The sequence below is a fragment of the Variovorax sp. N23 genome, assembly GCF_025486315.1.
Taxonomy (GTDB): Bacteria; Pseudomonadota; Gammaproteobacteria; order Burkholderiales; family Burkholderiaceae_C; genus Variovorax.
The window spans coordinates 176,142-195,978 of the sequence record NZ_JAOOPY010000003.1 but is presented as its reverse complement, the minus strand read 5'-3'; the positions used below and the strand labels follow the sequence as shown (position 1 = coordinate 195,978).

Below are 19,837 nucleotides of genomic sequence, written 5' to 3'. Positions count from 1 at the left end.
CCCGAAGAATGCGTCTCGAAAGTAGCCCGAAGGTTCCAGCGCGGCACTGGAGATAATGAAACGCTCCGCTGGCGCCCTTCTCTCTTTCGCCAACCTCCAGAGTGCTCCTTTCGTGATCCAACAGATTGTTCCCGGCCGTGCGGCCCGGCGCGGCAGCGGCGGCATCACGCTCAGCGACGTGTCCAAGCTCGCGGGCGTGTCGACCATCACCGTCTCGCGCGCGCTCAACACGCCCGAGCTGGTGTCGCCGGACACGCGCGAGAAGGTGCGCGCGGCGGTCGAGCGCACCGGCTACGTGCCCAACCGCCTGGCGGGCGGCCTGGCGTCGAACCGCAGCCGGCTGGTCGCGGCGCTGGTGCCGACCATCGCCGGCCCGGTGTTCCTCGAAACCATCCAGGCGCTGACCGAGGCGCTCGACGAGGCCGGCTACCAGCTCATGCTGGGCCAGAGCGGCTACCACCACTCGCGCGAGGACGCGCTGATCGACGCCATCATCGGCCGCCGGCCCGACGGCATCGTGCTGACCGGCATCATGCATTCGGCCGAAGGCCGGCGCCGGCTGCTCGCCTCGGGCATCCCGGTGGTCGAGACCTGGGACCTGACACCGACCCCGGTCGACATGCTGGTGGGCTTCTCGCACGAGAAGGTCGGTGCGGCCATCGCGGGCTTCCTGCACGCCAAGGGCTACCGGCACCCCGCCGTCGTGACCGGCGACGACCAGCGCGCCGACCTGCGGCGCCGGGGATTCACCGCGGCGATGGCCGACCTCGGCGTGACGACGGTGCCGGTGCACACCGTCGCGGCGCCCACCACGCTGGGCAGCGGACGCACCGCGCTGACCGCCCTGCTCACGGACGCGCCGCACACCGACGTGCTGGTCTGCAGTTCCGATGCGCTGGCGCACGGCGTGATCACCGAGGCGCACGCGCGCGGCCTGCGCGTGCCGGCCGACCTGGGCGTGATGGGTTTCGGCGACCTCGCCTTCGCGCAGCACACGCACCCCGCCATCACGACCGTGCGCATCGACGGCACCGCCATCGGCCGGCAGGCGGCGCGCTTCATCGTCGAGCGCGCCAAGGGCGTCGAGGTCACGCAGAAGGTCATCGACCTGGGCTTTTCGCTGATCGAGCGCGACAGCGTCTGAGGCTGTTCGTCGGCGCTGCGCGCATCGCCTCGCAGGCATCGGCCGCACTGACAGCGGAAACACCTCCTCGTTGAACGAGTGGAACAACCAAAGGAAAACCCTCGCTTCACATCGGAATGACAGCGCTAACATTCGAGCCTCATGACCGATGCCACCACACCCGCCCCGCGCCGCAAGCAACCCGAAGACCTCCGCTCCCACCGCTGGTACGGCGCGCGCGACCTGCGCAGCTTCGGCCACCGCTCGCGCACCGCGCAGATGGGCTTGAGCCGCGACGACTACCTGGGCAAGCCGGTCATCGCCATCCTCAACACCTGGAGCGACATGAACTCCTGCCACACGCACTTCAAGCAGCGCGTGGAAGAGGTCAAGCGCGGGGTCTGGCAAGCCGGTGGCTTCCCGGTCGAGATCCCGGCGATGAGCCTGGGCGAGGCCTTCCAGAAGCCGACCACGATGCTCTACCGCAACCTGCTCGCGATGGAGGCCGAGGAGCTGATCCGCTCCTACCCCGCCGACGGCGTGGTGCTGATGGGCGGCTGCGACAAGACCACGCCGGGCCTGGTGATGGGCGCGCTGGCGATGAACCTGCCGACCATCTTCGTGCCCGCCGGCCCGATGCTGCGCGGCGATTACAAGGGCAGCGTGCTGGGCTCGGGCTCGGACACCTGGAAGTACTGGGCCGAGCTGCGCGCCGGCAACATCACCGAAGACGATTGGCAGGCGGTGGAAGACGGCATCGCTCGCTCCGCCGGCACCTGCATGACCATGGGCACCGCCAGCACCATGACCAGCGCGGCCGAGGTGCTGGGCCTGACGCTGCCGGGCGCTTCGTCGATCCCCGCGGTCGATTCGCGCCACGCCATGATGGCCACGCACACCGGCAAGCGCATCGTCGACATGGTCTGGGAAGACCTCAAGCCGCTCGACATCCTCACGCCCGCGTCCTTCGACAACGCGGTCACCGCGGTACTCGGCCTCGGCGGCTCGACCAACGCGATCGTCCACCTGATCGCGATGGCGCGGCGCGCCGGCGTGCCACTCGACCTGGCCCGCTTCGACGAACTGGCACGCAGCACGCCGGTCATCGCCAACCTGCGGCCGGGCGGCAAGTACCTGATGGAGGACTTCTACTACGCCGGCGGCCTGCGCGCCTTCCTGCGCGAGATGGGCCCGCTCATCGACGGCAGCCAGCGCACCTGCAACGGCCGCACGCTCGGCGAAAACATCGCCGACGCGAAGACCTTCAACGCCGACGTGATCCGCCCGCGCAGCGAAGCGCTGCTCGAAAGCGGCGGCCTCGCGGTGCTGCACGGCAACCTCGCGCCGTCGGGCGCCGTCATCAAGCCGGCCGCGATGGAGCCGCACCTGCGCAAGCACACCGGCCCGGCGGTCGTCTTCAAGAACTACGACGACCTCGCCGCGCGCATCGATTCGCCCGAACTGGTGGTCACGAAGGACAGTGTGATCGTGCTGCAGAGCGCCGGCCCGCAGGGTGCGCCCGGCATGCCCGAGTGGGGCCAGCTGCCGATCCCGCAGAAGCTGCTGAAGGAAGGCGTGCGCGACATGGTGCGCATCAGCGACGCACGCATGAGCGGCACCAGCTACGGCGCCTGCGTGCTGCACGTCACGCCCGAGTCGCACGTCGGCGGGCCGCTGGCGCTGGTGCGCGACGGCGACCTGGTCACGCTCGACATCGAGGCACGCCGCATCGACATGGCCGTGAGCGACGAGGAGATCGCGAAGCGCCGGGCTGACTGGCAAAGGCCCGTTCCGAAATTTGGCAGAGGCTACGGCGTGCTGTTCCTGAAGCATGTGCAACAGGCCGACACCGGCTGCGACTTCGACTTCCTCGCGCCCGATTACGCGGAAGGTGCCGGACAGGGCGAACCCGAAATCCACTGACCCCAGCGCCCAACGACAACGAGATACAAAAAAGGAAAGACATGGAGACAGACAAGTTCACACGCCGAACCCTCGGCCCGCTCACGCTGCGCGTCGCGCAGCTCGCCCTGATGGCGTTGCCCTTCGCCGTGGCCGCGCAGACCACGCCGGCCCCCACCTGGCCGACGCGGCCCGTGACCGTCGTCGTGCCCTTCGCGCCCGGCGGCGGCACCGACATCGCGGGGCGCCTGCTCGCCGTGCGACTGGGCCAGAAATGGGGCCAGACGGTGGTGGTGGACAACCGCACCGGCGCCGGCGGCGTGGTCGGCGCCGAGCTGGTCGCCAAGGCCAAGCCAGACGGCTACACGCTGCTGATCGGCAACGTCGGCACGCAGTCGATCAACCCGTCGCTCTACAAGCTGACGTACGACGCGGACAAGGCTTTCGCCCCCATCTCGCTGTTCGCCGAGCTGCCCTTCGCCTTCGTCGTCAACCCGAGCCTGCCGGCGAAAACGCCGAAGGAGCTGATCGCGCTCGCCAAGGCCGCGCCCGGGAAGTACACCTACGCGAGCTCGGGCAGCGGCGGGTCGCCGCACCTCACGGCCGAGATCTTCCAGCAGGCGACCGGCGTGAAGTTCGTGCACGTGCCCTACAAGGGCGGCGGGCCGGCCATGTCGGACCTGATGGCCGGCCATGTCGACATGCTCTTCGCGTCGATCCTCGAGACCTCCGGCTACGTCAAGACCGGCAAGCTGCGCGCCCTGGCCGTGACCAGCGCGCAGCGCTCGCCCGCCATGCCCGAGGTGCCGACGCTGGCCGAGCTCGGCGTGCCCAACGCCGAGTCCGGTTCGTGGGTGGCACTGCTGGCGCCGAGCGGCACGCCGCAAGCGCTGGTCGACAGGATCGCCGCCGACGTGAAGGAGGCCGTGGCGACCGAGGACATGCGCAAGGCGCTGATCGCGCAGGGCGCGACGCCGCGCGGCAGCACGCCGGCCGAACTGCAGAAGACCATCGACGCGGACAAGCTGCGTTATGGCCAGGTCATCCAGGCCGGCGGCGTGAAGGTGGAATGACATGAAGCGCACCCACCTCCCCCATCGCCGCCGCCTGCTCGTCGCCGGTGCATCGCTGCTGGCGCCCGGCGCCCTTCTCGGTGCAGGCAGTGCGCTCGCACAGGACAAGTGGCCGAGCAAGCCGATCACCTACGTCGTTCCCTTCACGCCCGGCGGCTCGACCGACGTGATCGGCCGCGTCATCGCGCAGAAGCTGGGCGACGCGCTCGGCCAGCCGGTCATCGTCGACAACCGGCCGGGCGCCGCCGGTGCGGTCGGTGCGGGCTATGTCGCCAAGGCCAAGCCCGACGGCTACACGCTCTTCGGCGAGACCATCAGCACGCATGCCATCAATGCGAGCCTGTACAAGAACCTGCCTTACGACCCGGTGAAGGACTTCGATCCGATCGCGCTCGTGGCCTTCCTGCCGAACGTGCTGATCGTCGACCCGGCGCTCGGCGTCAACTCGGTCGCCGATCTGATCGCGCTGCTGAAGAAGGACCCGGCGCGGCGTACCTTCGCGTCGTCGGGGGCTGGCACGTCCACGCACCTCGCGGGCGAGATGCTGGCCGACATGATCGGCGTGAAGCTCACACACATCCCGTACAAGGGCACGCCGCCGGCGATGCTCGACGTGTCGTCGGGCCAGGTCACCTTCATGTTCGACCAGATCACGGCGGCGCTGCCGCTGGTGCAGGCCGGCAAGCTCACGCTGCTGGCCGTGACGACTGCGAAGCGCATGGCGCTGGCGCCCGATCTGCCCACGATGCAGGAAGCCGGCGTGAAGGGTTTCGAGATGGCGTCGTGGCAGGCCGTGTATGCGCCCAAAGGCCTGCCCGCGCCGATCGCGCAGCGGCTGGCCACCGAGATCCACAAGATCCTTCTCACGCCCGAAGTGAAGGACAAGCTCACGAACCAGCTCGGCATGGATGTGGTGGCCGGCTCGCCGGCCGACCTCGCCGCGCTGATGCAGAAAGAGATCCCGCGCTGGGGCGAGCTCGTCCGCAAATCCGGCGCGACGGCCAACTGAATTTTCCTTTCCAACGCCACCCATGACCGACACCACACCCCTTTCCGACGAAGCCCGCGAACGCCTGCGCCACGTGAGCGTCGCCACGCTGTGCACCCAGCTCTTCAAGCGCGGCTTCCGCAACGTCTACCTGCAACAGGTGCGCCGCCTCACGACGCCGAGCGGCGGCAACCTGGTCGGCCCGGCCTTCACCATGCGCAACATCCCCGCGCGCGAGGACCTCGACCAGATCAGCGCCTTCGACGACCCGAACCATCCGCAGCGCAAGGGCATCGAAAGCGTGCCGCCCGGCCACGTGCTGGTGATCGACTGCCGCGGCGAGACGCGGGTGGCATCGGGCGGGCAGATCCTCACGACGCGGCTCAAGGTCCGCGGCGCGGCGGGCCTGGTGTCCGACGGCCCGGTGCGCGACAGCGGCCCGATCTCGCAGATGGACTTCCCGGTGTACTGCGCGGGCGGCAGCGCGCCGCTCAACCTCATCCACCACCACGCCATCGACCTCGACGTGCCGATCGGCTGCGGCGGCGTGCCGGTGTACCCGGGCGACGTGATGGTGGGCGACGACGAAGGCGTGGTGGTCATTCCGCAGCACCTGGCCGAGGAGGTGTCGCGCGACGCCGTCGAACAGGAAAAGATGGAGGCCTTCATCCTCGAACGCATCGAAGGCGGCGCCCGGCTGGCCGGCACCTATCCACCCAACGCAGAAACCCGCGCCGCCTTCGAAGGCTGGCGCAAGGAAAAGGGAGTTTGACCATGGCGTCTCCACTTCGAGCACTTCAGCTGGCGTGCGCATTGGCGGTGGCCGCCGTGCTGCCCGCGCAGGCACAGGCCCAGACCTACCCGAGCAAGCAGATCACCATCGTCGTGCCGGCCTCGCCCGGCGGTGCGATCGACCTGGCGGCGCGGCTCATCGGCCAGAAGCTCACCGAGGCCTGGGGCCAGCCGGTGGTCATCGACAACCGCGCCGGCGCCACCGGCATCATCGGCACCGACCTGGTCGCCAAGAGCCCGCCCGACGGCCACATGCTGGTGCTGGTCGCCAGCAGCCATGCGATCAACCCGAGCATGGTCAAGAAGCTGCCCTTCGACACGGTCAAGAGCTTCGAGCCGGTCGCGCTGACGCACGTGGTGCCGCTGGTGCTGATCGTCTCGCCCACGCTGCCGGTGAAGTCGGTCAAGGAGCTCATCGCCTACGGCAAGGCCAACCCCGGCAAGCTGAGCTTCGCGTCCAGCGGCAACGGCGGTGCGCCGCATTTCTCGGGCGAACTGTTCAAGTCGATGGCCGGCCTCGACATGACGCACATCCCGTACAAGGGCAGCACGCTGGCGCACCCCGACCTGATCAGCGGGCGCACCTCGCTCATGTTCGACACGGTGGCCGCCGCCAACGTGCAGATCAAGGCCGACCGCCTGCGCGCGCTGGCGGTGACGACGACCAAGCGCTCCTCGGTGCTGCCCGACGTGCCGACCATGCAGGAAGCCGGCGTGGCCGGTTACGAGACCAGCACCTGGGGCGGCCTGCTCGCGCCCGCGGGCACGCCCAAAGCCACGGTCGCCAAGCTCAATGCCGAGGTCAACAAGATCCTCGCGATGCCCGACGTGCGCAAGACGCTGCAGGACAACGGCATCGAGCCCGGCAGCGGCACGCCGCAGCAGTTCGGCGGCTTCATCGGCACCGAGATGGTGAAGTGGTCGAAGGTCGCCAAGGACGCGGGCATCCAGGCCGAGTGAGCCGATCGCTGTTTCCTCTTTGTCTCTGATTCGAACTTTCTTCATGCCTCACCGCCTCCTCCAGATGGGCCCGCTGCTGCCCGCCCTCGAAGCCCGTCTCGCCGCGACCTACGACATCCATCTGCTGCACAAGGAGCCCGACCCGAGGGCCTTCCTCGCGGCGCATGGCCGCGAGTTCGTCGGGGTCGCGACGTCGGCCCGCTTCGGCGCCGATGCGGCGCTGATCGCGGCCCTGCCGAACCTGAAGGTCATCTCGAGCTTCGGCGTCGGCCTCGACGCCATCGACCTCGATGCCGCGCGCGCCCGCGGCGTCGCCGTCGGCTACACGCCCGACGTGCTCAACGACTGCGTGGCCGACACCGCCTTCGCGCTGGTGATGGACGTGGCGCGCCGCTTCAGCGCGTCGGACCGCTTCGTGCGGCGTGGGGACTGGCTCAAAGGCCAGTTCCCGCTCGCGACCAAGGTGTCGGGCAAGAAGCTCGGCATCCTCGGCATGGGGCGCATCGGGCGCGTCATCGCGCGGCGCGCATCGGGCTTCGACATGGACGTGCGCTATCACAACCGCAAGCCGCTCGTCGATGTCGACCATGTCTATGCGGGGTCGTTGAAGGAACTCGCCGAATGGGCCGACTTCCTCGTCGTGGCGAGCGCGGGCGGCACCGAGACGCGCGGCCTGGTGTCGCGCGAGATCCTCGATGCGCTCGGGCCGACGGGCTACCTCGTCAACATCTCGCGCGGCACGGTGGTCGACGAACAGGCCCTGGTCGACGCGCTGCAGAACGGCCGCATCGCCGGCGCCGGCCTCGACGTGTTCGAGGACGAGCCGATGGTGCCCGAGGCGCTGTTCGCGCTCGATAACGTCGTGCTGCTGCCGCACCTGGCCAGCAACACGCACGAGACACGCGCGGCCATGGCGCAGCGGGTTGAGGACAACCTCGCGGCCTTCTTCGCAGGCCGGCCGCTGGTCAGCGCGGCGCACTGACCCGGAACCACAACAACAGCAGGAGACAGACCATGCACCCCACGATCGGCAACCCGCGCCGGCAATTCCTCAAGACGGCCGCCGGCGCCGGCGCCGCAGCCCTCAGCGGCCTGGCCGGCGCACAGGCCTTCGACTTCCGCCCGAGTCAGCGCTACCCCGACCCGGCGGTGATGATCCTCGACCCGAGCTTCGCCAAGTACCGCCTCTACAGCAGCACGCTGGAGCAGCTCGGCAGCGGCATGCGCTGGGCCGAGGGCCCGGTGTACTTTCCCGAACAGGGCACTCTGCTGCTGAGCGACATCCCGAACAACCGGCTGATGAAGTACGACGAGAAGACCGGCACCTTCGGCGTGCACAAGACCAACGTCAACTACGCCAACGGCAACACCCGCGACCGGCAGGGCCGCCTCGTCACCTGCGAGCATTCGGTGACGCGGCGCATCGTGCGCACCGAGAAGGACGGCCGCATGACCGTGCTGGCCGACAGCTTCGAAGGCAAGCGCCTGAACGCGCCGAACGACATCGTGGCGCGCTCCGACGACAGCATCTGGTTCACCGACCCGACCTTCGGCATCAACGGCGAGTGGGAAGGCACGCGCGCCACGCCCGAGCAGGCGACGACCAACGTGTACCGCATCGCGAAGGACGGCGCGCTGACGGCGGTGATCACCGATCTGGTGAACCCGAACGGCCTGGCCTTCTCGCCGGACGAGCGCACGCTCTACGTCGTCGAGTGGAAGGGCACGCCCCACCGCAGCATGTGGCGCTACGACGTCGCGGCCGACGGGGCCAGCGTGTCGAACAAGACCAAGCTGATCGACGCGGGCGGCCCGGGCGCCTTCGACGGATTCCGCGTCGACCGCGACGGCAACCTGTGGTGCGGCTGGGGCCACAGCGGCGCCCTCGCGGCCGAGCCGACCGACATCGGCGGCGGCATGAAGGCCTACCTGCCGACCGCGCGCTCGGACGAGATGGACGGCGTCAAGGTCTTCAACCCGCAGGGCAAGCCGATCGGCTTCATCCGCCTGCCCGAACGCTGCGCCAACCTGGAGTTCGGCGGGCCGAAACGCAACCGGCTCTACATGGCGAGCAGCCATTCGCTCTACGCGCTGTATGTGGAGGCGCACGGCGCCGTCTGACGCGCACAGGCGCGGCGCCGGCGGCGCTGCGCGCAGTCGCATCCCTTAGACTGCGCCCTGGGTGTCGCGCGGCTTCTTGCGCGGCAGGTTCTTGCGTCGGTCGGGCCGCCACGCGGTTTTTTCACGCCCAGGAAACGCATGTCCGACACCCCGATCCAGTGGATCGCCGCCGCCCTTTTCGCCGTCGCCCTGCTGCACACCTTCGCGGCCAAGCAGTTCGAGCGCTTGTCCCATCGCTATCCCCGCCATGCCGGCCTGTTCCATCTGCTCGGTGAAGTCGAGGTCGTCTTCGGCTTCTGGGCCATCGTGCTGGTGCTGGCCATGGCGCTCGTCGTGGGGGGCGCGCCCGCGCTCGACTACGCCGAGTCGCGCAACTACACCGAGCCGCTCTTCGTCTTCGTGGTGATGGTCATCGCCGCGTCGCGGCCGGTGCTGCGTACCGTGATATCGCTGGTCGACAGCGTCGCGCGCCTGGTGCCCCTGTCCACGCCGCTCGCCACCGCCTGGCTCGGCCTGGCTGCGGTGCCGCTGCTAGGGTCGCTCATCACCGAACCGGCCGCCATGACCATCGCCGCGCTGATGCTGGCGCCGCAGATCTTCCGGCGGCTGGTGCCGGAAGGCGTCAAGTACCTGGCGCTGGGCGTGCTGTTCGTCAACGTCTCGATCGGCGGCACGCTCACGTCGTATGCCGCGCCGCCGGTGCTGATGGTGGCGACCACCTGGCAATGGGACAGCGCCTTCATGTTCGCCAACTTCGGGTGGAAGGCCGCGCTCGCCGTGCTGGTGAACGCGACCATCGCCACCTTCGTGCTGCGCCGCCACCTGCGCCCTGCCCCGCCTCCCGACAAAGACATGCCGGCCGAGGCGCGCATGCCGCTGTCGGTGGTGGCGGTGCACCTGGGCCTGCTGGCGGGCGTGGTGCTGTTCGCCCACCACCCGGTGGTGTTCCTCGGCCTGTTCCTGATGTTCATGGGTTTCACGCAGGCCTACGAGCGCCACCAGAGCCCGCTGATCATCAAGGAGGCGCTGCTGGTCGGCTTCTTCCTGGCCGGCCTGGTGGTGCTCGGCGGCATGCAGCAGTGGTGGCTGCAGCCCATCGTCTCGGGGCTGGCGCCGCTGGCGCTGTTCGCCGGGGCGCTCGGGCTCACGGCCATCACCGACAACGCCGCGCTGACCTACCTCGGCTCGCTGATCGAGGGCATCTCCGACACGTCGAAGTACATGCTGGTGGCCGGTGCGGTGGCCGGTGGCGGCCTGACGGTGATCGCCAATGCGCCCAACCCGGCCGGCGTCGCGCTGCTCAAGCGGGGCTTCGCGGACGAGACGATCGGCGCCGGCGGATTGCTGCTGGGCGCGCTGGGGCCGACGGCGGTCGCGGCGCTGGCCTTCCTGCTGCTGTAGGGCGCCCACGCCGGGATAATCGGCGGCTTCCCGTGCTCCCGAGGACCGCATGACCCGCCTGACCGCCTCCGCGCCGATCGCCGCCCTGCTCCTGGCCGCCTTCGCGGTGCTTCTCCCGGCGGCCCACGCCCAGTCCCCGGAAAAGGAAGCTGCGGGCTACCGCGGCCCGTTGTTCGACACGCACCTGCACTACAACCAGGAGGCGTGGGACGGCCACACCGGCCCCTACCCGCCGGCCGAGGCGCTGGCGCGCTTCCAGCGCAACGACGTTCGCGCCATCATCGCCAACTCGCGGCCGAACGCCGGCACGCAGACCCTGGCCGCCTCGCGCGAGACCCGCGCCGCCGGCGTGCGCGTGGTGCCCTTCGTGCGGCTCTACCGCAACCGCGACGACTACGGCAACTGGTTCCGCGACGAGACCATCTACGACCTGGTGCAGGCCGAACTGGCGCGCGGCACGCCGAGCGGCCCCTACCGTGGCCTCGGCGAGTTCCATCTGTACGACAGCGCCAACGCCAACGGCCCGGTGGCGAAGAAGCTGATCGCGTTGGCCGACCGGCAGCAGCTCGCGGTGCTGGCGCATGTCGACGACGTGGCGATCGACCTGCTGATGGCCAACGCACCGTCGAAGGGCCGCAACCTGCGCCTGATCTGGGCCCACACGGGCATCGGCGGCGCGCCGATCGAGCGGGTCCAGGCCCTGCTCGATCGCTACTCGCTGCTGATGGGCGAGCTCTCGTACCGGCCGGGCCTGACCTGCGGCGACGGCACCCTGTGCCCCGCGTGGCGGGCGCTCATCCTGAAGCACCCGGGGCGCTTCATGATCGGCTCCGACACCTGGGTCAACCAGCGCTGGAGCGCCTACGACGAGATCATGCGCGGCTACCGCACCTGGCTGGCCGACCTGCCGCCCGACGTGGCGCAGCGCGTGGCCTGGGGCAACGCGGCAGCGCTGTTCGAGCTGCGCTGAGCAGGGGCGGCATCACGAGCGGCCCGTCGTCTGGGTCTGGGCACGGCACCGCCGTCGCGAGCACGACGACGCCAAACCTGCGTCGATCCGCGGTTGGACCTCAGGCCTGCGCCGCCAGGTGCGCGGCCAATTGGTCGAGCGTGCCGCCGAAGCCCATCTGCATCGACGGGAAACCGGCCAGGAACACCGCCGTCTCGACCGCGTTGGCGTTCAATGGTTCACCGCGGATGTCGAGGGTCGTCTTGCCGTCCGCTTCGGCGAAGGTCCAGGTGTTGAGAATCTCCATCGGCCACGCGTCGGCGAAGGGTGCGCGCGTCAGGCCGCCCTGCGGGTCGGAGAAGGCGTTGACGAAGACGATGCGGCCGGGCGCCTCGATCTCGCGGTAGACGAAGCGGCCCCACATCGTCTGGCCGGCCGCTTCCATGGCGTAGACGAACAGGCCGCCGGGCCGGAAGTCGAACTGCGTGGCGCGCACCGTGAAGCCCTTCGGGCCCCACCACTTCTGAAGCTGCTCGCGTTCGGTGAAGGCCTTCCACACCTGGGCGCGCGGCGCATCGAAGGTGCGTGACAGAGTGAAGGGAGGCACCGCGAGTGCGCTGGCAGCGTCGGTCATTCAGAGACTCCTTGGGTTGCGGGGCGCTGTCGCGCCGGATTGCCCACCACGGTAGCACCAGCCGGCACATCGCGCGTGACCACGCTGCCGGCGCCGATCACCGCGTCATCGCCGACCGTGACGCCCGGCAGCAGGATCGCGCCGCCGCCGATCCAGACGTTGCGCCCGATGCGGATCGGCCGGCCGAACTCCAGCCCCGATTCCCGCTCGGCGGGCGTGCGCGGATGGTCGGCCGTGAGGATCTGCACGCCCGGGCCGATCTGCGTCCGGTCGCCGATCGCCACCTCGACGACGTCGAGGATCACGCAGTTGAAGTTGAGGAAGACGCCCTCGCCCACGCGGATGTTGAAGCCGTAGTCGCAATGGAACGGCGGGCGGATGCCGGCGCCTGCCCCCACGGCCGCGAAACGCTCGACCAGCAGTTGACGACGCTCGGCGCTGGTGGCGCCCAGCGACGCGTTGTAGCGCACCAGCCATGCGCGCGTGGCGGCGAGGTCGGCCTGGATCTCCGGGTCGCCGGCGTCGTAGAGATCGCCGGCGAGCATCCGCTGCTTCTGGGTTCGGGTGTCGAGGGTCATCGCTTCATTGTGGCCGTGCACCATGGCGACGGCTGTCGGACGCGACACCATCGCGGCGCTATGCGAGGAAGTCGACCAGCAGCCGGTTGATCTCGTCCGCGCGTTCGTACTGCACCCAGTGACCGGCCCCGTCGACCACCGCACCGCTGCGCTGCGAATGCACGTCGGTCAGCTGCGCCACCAGTGGCCGCGGGTCGGCGGTCACGTCGAACTCGCCCCACACCAGCAATTGCGGCCCGGCGTGCGTCGCCAGGGCACGCTGCAGTCCGCCCGCCTGCGACACCTCCTTGCTGCGAAAGCGCGTGCCATGGCAGGAGATGTCGTGGATGGCGAATGCGAGCGCGTCGATGGCGGCCGGGTCGTGCAGCATCAGTGCGGCCAGGTTGTGCCGCAGCGCGGCAACCTCGGCAGCACGGTCCGGCGCGGCGCGCCAGTTGATCAGCTCGACCGCCATGCGGCGCTGTGTTCCGTGGCCGCCACTGCCCAGCAGCGCCAGCTTGCGCACGGCGCCCCGCGCGGCAGCGAACTTCGCGGCCGTCAGCCCACCGAAGGAAAAGCCGCCGAGGTCGATCGGCGTGCCAGCGCCGATCAGCGCGTCGAGCGTGCCGCCGAGCGCCTCCAGCAACGGGTCGAGCGCAGCCTCGCCCGCAGCGACGGCGCGCGGCACGTCGGAGTCATGAAAGCCGGGCATGTCGGGCAGCCACAGCACGCGGTCGGCCGACAGCGCCTCGACGTTGCGCAGCCAATGCATCCAGCTGCCATGGCCACCGTGCAGCAGCACCAGCGGCGGTGCGCCGCGCGACATCCGGGGATCACCGAAGCGACGCCAGCGCACCCGCACACCGGCGTGCACCGCGTCGTGCGCGCTGCCGAGTTGCTCGACACGCGCGATCTCGGCCCGCGCGGCGCCGGGGAGTTCATCAGGCAAGAAAGTCATGCGCCCGATTCTCTCCAAGTCGGGCGAAGGACGACGCCGGGACGGCATGCGCGCCGTGCAAGGTCAGAACGCCACCTTGACGCTCGCCACCACCTGGCGACCGAGCCCCGGCAACACGGTGAGCGCCCCCCACGATGCGGCGTCGTAGGTCGTGTCGAACAGGTTGTGGACCTCGAGCATGAATCGGGTGCGCGCATCCATCTGCCAGTAGCTGGTCAGCCGTACCGTGGTGTAGGCCGGCAGGCGGTACGTGTCGGTCGCCGTTCCGGTGCGTTCGCCGACATGCACCAGCCCGCCCCCCACGCCGTAACGGCCCCCATGGGCCAACGCGTCCTCACGCATCACGAAGAGCCCGGCGCTCACGCGCGGAATGTTCACCAGCCGCTTGTCCAGCAGGGCCGGGTTGTTGTCGCGCGTGACCTTGGCGTCGGTGAAGGCGGCATTGGCGCTCAGGCGCCAGTGGGCGTCGAGCTGTCCGGCGAGGTCGGCTTCGATGCCGCGGCTGCGCACCTCGCCGGCGGCGACGCTGAAGCTGGGGTTGGTCGAACTGGGCGTGAGCACGTTCGACTTCTTGATGTCGAAGACCGCCACGGAACCGTTCAGGCGGTCGTCGGCGGATGCCCACTTGGCGCCGGCCTCGAAAGCCGTGCCCTTCTGGGGATCGAACGCGATGCCGTTCTCGGCCAGACCGGCGTTCGGGCGGAACGAGCGGCCCGCCGACACATAGACCGAACTGCGATCGCTCAGCATGTACGTCAGCCCCAAACGGGGCGAAGCGGCCGAATGCCGCTGCACCTGCCGGGTGTTCGCGAGCCTGTCGGTCAGCGTCTGGTCGAAGCGGTCGAAGCGCACGCCGGCCAGCAGCTTCCACTTCGCCGTCAGGTCGACCTGGTCCTGCAGGAAGACGCCCGTGGCGCGCTGCCGGTCGTCCGTCCAGAAGCCACGGGAAAGCACCCCATGCGGCGCGCCGTACGTCGGGTTGTCGATGTCGATGGCGAAGGGCTGCGCGGCGAGGTTGGAGTACCAGATGTTCTGCCCCGTCGTCAGCCGCGAGGTCGATACGCCCGCCAGCACGGTGTGGGTGAATGCGCCGGTGCGCAGCTTGCCCTCCACCTCCGCCTGCACGGCGCTGTCGCGCGACGGAAGACTGCGCCAGCTGTCGCGGCGCGTCAGCGTTCGGCGATCGGGCCGCAAGGGGCCGTTGAGGTCGACCGCTTCGCCGGTGAATTCGGTCTCACGGTACGAGGCACCCACCCGGGTGCGCCAGCCGTTGCCGAGGTCGTGGTCCAGGGTCAGGTGGTGCGTGCTGCCTCGTCGTCGCTGGGAAGCTCGGACAGTCGGTGGCTGGGGAAGGCGAAGATCTTAAAGCGCCGTGGCTCCCCACCCGCGCCGCTCAGCCGAAACGAAAGCTCGACACCGCGATCCCGCCCATGAAGGCGTCCTCGTGGTAGACGCGCTCAGCCGCCTCGCTCTCGGCCGCACCGACCGCGACCATCAGGGGGATCAGGTGCTCCTCGCGCGGATGCGCGATGCGTGCGGCCGGCGCCGACGACCAGTCGATCAGTTGCGCCACCCGCTCGGTCGGGCTGGCATGCACCACGGTCTGGTCGAGCCAGTCGTCGAAGGCCTTCGACACGTCGCGCGCCTGCGGGCCGAAGTTGCGCAGGTTGTGGTAGCTCAGGCCGCTGCCGATGATGAGCACGTCTTCGCGGCGCAGTGGCGCCAGCGCGCGGCCCAGCGCCAGGTGCTCGGCCGGGTCGAGCCCGCGCTTGAGCGACAGCTGCACCACGGGCACGTCGGCCTTCGGGTAGATCGCGGCCATGGGCGAGAACATGCCGTGGTCGTAGCCGCGCTCCGCGTCGATGCCCGAGGGCAGGCCGGCCGCTTCGAGCAAGGCGCGAACGCGCTGCGCCAGTTCGGGCGAACCGGGGGCGTCGTAGTGCACCTGGTAGGTGTGGGCGGGAAAGCCGCCGTAGTCGTAGATCATCGGCGGGCGGGGGTTGCCCTGTACCGTGAAGACGGGCGCTTCCCAATGGGCCGACACCATGAGGATGGCGCGCGGCGTGCGGCCGATCTGGCGCGGGATGTCGGCCAGCGAGGCCTCGAGCTGCGCATAGGCATCGCCCATCTCGCGCTTCATCCACGGCCAGGGGCCGCCGCCGTGCGAGATGAAGTAGGTCGGAAGGGTCGTGTCGATCGTGGTCATGGAAGGCTCCTTGGCCACGAGTCTAGAGATTTCACCAGTGGAAATCGATGGGCTAGCATTCAATGCATCGTTTCTCCAGAGGAAATCATCCATGGACCGTCTGACCAGCCTGAGGGTGTTCCGCGAGGTGGTGGATGCCGGCAGCTTCGCCGCCGCGGCGGACCGCCTCGACATCTCGCCGCCGATGGCCAGCAAGCATGTCGCGCAGTTGGAGAAGTCGCTGGGCGCGCGGCTGCTCAACCGCTCCAGCCGCCACCTGAGCCTGACGGAGGCTGGCGAGGCCTGGTACGCGCAGAGCGCGCAGGCGCTCGACCTGCTCGATGCCGCCGAGGCCGCCATCGGCCGCAAGAACGAAGCGCCGCGCGGCCAGTTGAAGGTCAGCGCGCCGGTGTGGTGCGCCACGCCGCGCATCGCCCGCGTGCTGACCGACTACCGCGCGGCCTTCCCCGAGGTGCTGGTCGACATGCACCTGGAGAACCGCAAGGTCGACCTGGCCGCCGACGGCTACGACCTCGCGCTGCGCGCCACGCAGGAGCCCTCCCCCGCGCTCATCGCACGGCCGCTGTGCCCGGTGCAGTTCCATCTGGTGGGCGCGACCGAGCTGCTGGCGCGCGCCGGCGTGCCCGCCAGCCCGGCCGACCTGGCGCGGCTCGGCGCCATCGTGCCGAGCTACGTCGACCTGGAAGGCTTCGCGCTGCGCGGGCCGGGCGGGCGGCAGGCGCCGCTGCGGCTCAACCCGGTGCTGCGCTCGGACGACACCAACCTCACGCTGCACGCGGTGCGCGCCGGCCTGGGCGTGTCCTTCCTGCCGGCCTGGCTGGTCGACGAGGACATCGCGGCGGGCCGCCTCGTGCGGCTGATTCCGGCCTACAGCGTGGCGCCTGTGACGCTCTTTGCGGTCTACACCAGCCGGCAGTACATGGCGCCCAAGCTGCGCAGCTTCATCGATTTCCTGGGGCAGGCGCTGTCGCCTGAGCGCAAGCAATGACACGCCATCAGTTCTAGACTGGCGCCCCCTTGCAGCTTCGCAGCCCGGAAACACCGCCATGCCCTTCGCCACCGACCGCACCGCCCTCGAACTGCGTTCCCTCATCACGCCGTCCGGCGAGCTCGAAGTGAGCCTGGCCGAGGTGACGATCGCCGCGCCCGGCCCCGACGAGGTGGTGGTGCGCGTGGAGGCCGCGCCGATCAACCCGTCGGACCTGGGCCTGCTCTTCGGCGCCGCCGACATGACGACCGCCGCCGTGTCCGGCACGCCCGCGCGCCCGGTGGTGACCGCGCATGTGCCTGAGGCCGGCATGAAGGCGATGGCCGGCCGCCTGGGCGAATCGATGCCGGTCGGCAACGAGGGCGCGGGCGTGGTGGTCGAGGCCGGCAGTTCGCCCGCGGCGCAGGCGCTGCTGGGCAAGACGGTCGCGCTGATCGGCGGTGCGATGTACGCGCAGTACCGCGTGATCGCGGCCGACCAGTGCCTGCGGCTGCCCGACGACGCGACGCCGGCCGAAGGCGCGTCGTCCTTCGTCAACCCGCTGACGGCGCTCGGCATGGTCGAGACCATGAAGCGCGAAGGCCACACCGCGCTGGTGCACACCGCGGCGGCGTCGAACCTCGGCCAGATGCTGCAGCGCATCTGCCTGAAGGACGGCATCGCGCTGGTCAACATCGTGCGCAAGCCCGAGCAGGTCGCGCTGCTGAAGTCTCAGGGCGCGGTGCATGTGTGCGATGCCAGCGCGCCCACCTTCATGGCCGACCTGACCGAAGCGCTGGTCGCCACCGGCGCGACGATCGCCTTCGACGCCACCGGCGGCGGCCCGCTGGCCGGGCAGATCCTCGGCTGCATGGAAGCGGCCCTGGTGCGCACCGCCACGGTCTACAGCCGCTACGGCACCAGCACCCACAAGCAGGTGTACCTCTATGGCGGCCTCGACACGCGGCCGACCGAGTTCCGCCGCAACTTCGGCATGGCCTGGGGCATGGGCGGCTGGCTGCTCTTTCCCTTCCTGCAGAAGATCGGCCCGGCCGCCGCGCAAGTGCTCAAGCAGCGGGTCGCGGCCGAGCTGAAGACCACCTTCGCGAGCCGCTATGCAGGCGAGCTGTCGCTGCCCGAGGTGCTGACGCTCGACGCCATCGCACGCTACAACCAGCGCGCCACCGGCGCGAAGTTCCTGATCGCGCCGCACAAGCGCTGAGCCCGCCCGGCATGCGTTGCGGGTGCAGCAGATGGTGGCCGGCAAGTCCTGACGCACGCACGGTCGCGGCGAGGCCGCTACAGTCGATGCCCTTCACCGCATGACCGGCCGCGCGGACCCGATCCGCGCCGCCAGAGAGACATTCCGCCTTGTTCCGCTTCTTCGAGAGACTCCTCAACCCCTACCCCGCGGCCGAGCCCGCGCTGCCACCCGACGGCTTCTTCGCCTTCCTCTGGGCCTGCACACAGGGCCTGCGCGGCAAGATCGCGGCCATGGCGCTGCTCACGGCCGCCATGTCGGCCTTCGAGGCGCTGCTGTTCGCCATGCTCGGGCGCATCGTCGACTGGCTGGGCGGCCAGGTGCCGGCGCGGCTGTGGGCGGACCGGGGCACCACGCTCACCTGGCTGGCCGCCGCGCTGGTCGCGAGCATTGCGGTGGTCGCCCTGCAGACCATCGTCAAGCACCAGACGCTGGCCATCAACATGCCGATGCGCCTGCGCTGGAACTTCCATCGCCTGATGCTCGGCCAGAGCATGGCCTTCTACCAGGACGAGTTCGCCGGCCGCGTCACCGCCAAGGTGATGCAGACCGCGCTGGCCGTGCGCGACACGGTCTTCGTGCTGGCCGACGTGCTGGTGGCGATGGGCGTGTACGTCATCACGCTGATCGTGCTGGCCGCCGTGCTCGACACGCAGCTGATGATCCCCTTCGTGGGGTGGCTGCTGCTCTACATCGTGCAGCTGGCGTGGTTCGTGCCGCGCCTGGGCGCCATCGGCAAGGCGCAGGCCGATGCGCGCGCCGACATGACCGGCCGCATCACCGACGCCTACACCAACATCGCCACCGTCAAGCTGTTCTCGCACACCCAGCGCGAAGCGGGCTTCGCGCGATCGGCCATGCAGACCTTCCAGGCCACCGGCCAGGCGCAGATGCGGCTGGTGAGCGCCTTCGAGATCGTCAACCACACGCTGAGCATGGGCCTGACCGCCGGCATGGCGGGCATGGGCCTGTGGCTGTGGTCGCAGGGCGCCGTCGGCGTGGGCGCGGTGGCCGCGGCGACTGCCATGGCGCTGCGCCTGCAGGGCATGTCGCACTGGATCATGTGGGAGATGACCAGCCTGTTCGAGAACATCGGCACGGTGCAGGACGGCATGAAGACGCTGTCGCGCGCGCGCACCGTGGTCGACGCGCCGGCCGCGACGACGCTGCAGGTGCCGCATGGCGAGGTGCGCTTCGAGCACGCCAGCTTCCGCTACGCCGAAGGCCGCCCGCGCGTGATCGACGACATGACGCTGGTGGTACGCCCCGGCGAGAAGATCGGCCTGGTGGGCCGCTCGGGCGCGGGCAAGTCGACGCTGGTGAACCTGCTGCTGCGCTTCCACGACCTGGACGGCGGCCGCATCCTCATCGACGGCCAGGACATCGCACACGTGACGCAGGATTCGCTGCGCGAGCACATCGGCATGGTCACGCAGGACACCTCGCTGCTGCACCGCTCGGTGGCCGACAACATCGCCTACGGCCGGCCCGATGCGAGCGACGAGGCGATCCGTGCCGCCGCCGAGCGCGCCGAGGCGCACGACTTCATCGGCACGCTGGGCGACGCCAAGGGCCGCACGGGCTACCAGGCCCATGTCGGCGAACGCGGCGTGAAGCTCTCGGGCGGCCAGCGCCAGCGCATCGCCATCGCGCGCGTGATGCTCAAGGACGCGCCCATCCTGCTGCTCGACGAAGCCACCAGCGCGCTCGACTCCGAGGTCGAGGCCGCCATCCAGGCCAGCCTGTACCGCCTGATGGAAGGCAAGACCGTGATCGCCATCGCCCACCGCCTGTCGACCATCGCGGCGATGGACCGGCTCATCGTGCTCGACGAAGGCCGCGTGGTGGAAGAAGGCGACCACCAGACGCTGATGGCGCAGGGCGGACTCTATGCCCGGCTGTGGGCGCACCAGAGCGGCGGCTTCCTGGGCGAGAGCTGACGGCC

17 protein-coding genes and 1 pseudogene are annotated in these 19,837 nt (G+C 69.9%); 13 read left to right on the top strand and 5 right to left on the bottom strand.

Annotated elements, in window-relative coordinates; genetic code table 11:
• Positions 1-112: 112 nt before the first annotated feature.
• The 10 genes from N8A90_RS06115 to N8A90_RS06070 all read left to right on the top strand — a co-directional run bounded on the left by N8A90_RS06115 (position 113) and on the right by N8A90_RS06070 (position 11,330).
• Positions 113-1,144 (top strand): LacI family DNA-binding transcriptional regulator, encoded by a 1,032-nt coding sequence (locus N8A90_RS06115; protein ID WP_262073782.1) that lies wholly within the window; start codon positions 113-115, stop codon positions 1,142-1,144.
• A 141-nt stretch (positions 1,145-1,285) separates the two neighbouring features.
• Complete coding sequence (gene araD / locus N8A90_RS06110) at positions 1,286-3,046, top strand: L-arabinonate dehydratase (protein WP_262073781.1); 1,761 nt, start codon at positions 1,286-1,288, stop codon at positions 3,044-3,046.
• A gap of 41 nt (positions 3,047-3,087) precedes the next feature.
• Positions 3,088-4,098 (top strand): tripartite tricarboxylate transporter substrate binding protein, encoded by a 1,011-nt coding sequence (locus tag N8A90_RS06105; RefSeq protein ID WP_316044003.1) that lies wholly within the window; start codon positions 3,088-3,090, stop codon positions 4,096-4,098.
• Position 4,099: 1 nt separating this feature from the next.
• Positions 4,100-5,107: a Bug family tripartite tricarboxylate transporter substrate binding protein gene (locus N8A90_RS06100; RefSeq protein ID WP_262073780.1), complete on the top strand. Its 1,008-nt coding sequence runs from the start codon at positions 4,100-4,102 to the stop codon at positions 5,105-5,107.
• Between the two features lie 22 nt (positions 5,108-5,129).
• Complete coding sequence (locus tag N8A90_RS06095; RefSeq protein WP_262073779.1) at positions 5,130-5,858, top strand: ribonuclease activity regulator RraA; 729 nt, start codon at positions 5,130-5,132, stop codon at positions 5,856-5,858.
• A gap of 2 nt (positions 5,859-5,860) precedes the next feature.
• Entirely contained in the window at positions 5,861-6,838 is a 978-nt protein-coding gene (locus N8A90_RS06090; RefSeq protein ID WP_262073778.1) for a tripartite tricarboxylate transporter substrate binding protein, read from the top strand.
• Positions 6,839-6,881: 43 nt separating this feature from the next.
• Complete coding sequence (locus N8A90_RS06085; protein ID WP_262073777.1) at positions 6,882-7,820, top strand: 2-hydroxyacid dehydrogenase; 939 nt, start codon at positions 6,882-6,884, stop codon at positions 7,818-7,820.
• Positions 7,821-7,852: 32 nt separating this feature from the next.
• Entirely contained in the window at positions 7,853-8,959 is a 1,107-nt protein-coding gene (locus N8A90_RS06080) for an SMP-30/gluconolactonase/LRE family protein (RefSeq protein ID WP_262073776.1), read from the top strand.
• A 138-nt stretch (positions 8,960-9,097) separates the two neighbouring features.
• Positions 9,098-10,360, top strand: a complete 1,263-nt coding sequence (locus N8A90_RS06075) for a putative Na+/H+ antiporter (RefSeq protein WP_262073775.1) — start codon at positions 9,098-9,100, stop codon at positions 10,358-10,360.
• Positions 10,361-10,409: 49 nt separating this feature from the next.
• Positions 10,410-11,330 carry an amidohydrolase gene (locus N8A90_RS06070; protein WP_410087639.1) on the top strand — a complete coding sequence of 307 codons (921 nt, stop codon included), beginning with the start codon at positions 10,410-10,412 and terminating at the stop codon, positions 11,328-11,330.
• A gap of 100 nt (positions 11,331-11,430) precedes the next feature.
• On the opposite strand, the gene N8A90_RS06065 is transcribed toward N8A90_RS06070, so the two are convergent.
• From N8A90_RS06065 to N8A90_RS06045, 5 genes and pseudogenes are all read right to left on the bottom strand, one after another.
• The gene (locus N8A90_RS06065) at positions 11,431-11,943 is read right to left on the bottom strand and encodes an SRPBCC domain-containing protein (protein ID WP_262073774.1); all 513 of its coding nucleotides are present in this window, start codon (positions 11,941-11,943) and stop codon (positions 11,431-11,433) included.
• A complete protein-coding gene (locus N8A90_RS06060) occupies positions 11,940-12,521 on the bottom strand; it encodes a sugar O-acetyltransferase (protein ID WP_262073773.1) in 582 nt (193 codons plus the stop codon). The genes N8A90_RS06065 and N8A90_RS06060 overlap by 4 nt, the downstream gene beginning before the upstream one ends.
• A 58-nt stretch (positions 12,522-12,579) precedes the next feature.
• Positions 12,580-13,458 (bottom strand): alpha/beta fold hydrolase, encoded by an 879-nt coding sequence (locus tag N8A90_RS06055; RefSeq protein WP_262073772.1) that lies wholly within the window; start codon positions 13,456-13,458, stop codon positions 12,580-12,582.
• A gap of 63 nt (positions 13,459-13,521) precedes the next feature.
• Positions 13,522-14,769, bottom strand: a pseudogene (locus tag N8A90_RS06050) (TonB-dependent siderophore receptor); the annotation flags it as partial.
• An 82-nt stretch (positions 14,770-14,851) separates the two neighbouring features.
• The gene (locus tag N8A90_RS06045; protein ID WP_262073771.1) at positions 14,852-15,664 is read right to left on the bottom strand and encodes a DODA-type extradiol aromatic ring-opening family dioxygenase; all 813 of its coding nucleotides are present in this window, start codon (positions 15,662-15,664) and stop codon (positions 14,852-14,854) included.
• A gap of 91 nt (positions 15,665-15,755) precedes the next feature.
• Between N8A90_RS06045 and N8A90_RS06040 the strand changes: the two genes are divergently transcribed.
• From N8A90_RS06040 to N8A90_RS06030, 3 genes are all read left to right on the top strand, one after another.
• The gene (locus N8A90_RS06040; RefSeq protein ID WP_262073770.1) at positions 15,756-16,652 is read left to right on the top strand and encodes a LysR family transcriptional regulator; all 897 of its coding nucleotides are present in this window, start codon (positions 15,756-15,758) and stop codon (positions 16,650-16,652) included.
• A gap of 58 nt (positions 16,653-16,710) precedes the next feature.
• On the top strand, positions 16,711-17,853 hold the full coding sequence (locus N8A90_RS06035) for a zinc-binding dehydrogenase (protein ID WP_262073769.1): 1,143 nt from the start codon (positions 16,711-16,713) through the stop codon (positions 17,851-17,853).
• 149 nt (positions 17,854-18,002) lie between these two features.
• On the top strand, positions 18,003-19,832 hold the full coding sequence (locus tag N8A90_RS06030) for an ABC transporter ATP-binding protein (RefSeq protein WP_262073768.1): 1,830 nt from the start codon (positions 18,003-18,005) through the stop codon (positions 19,830-19,832).
• Positions 19,833-19,837: the final 5 nt, after the last annotated feature.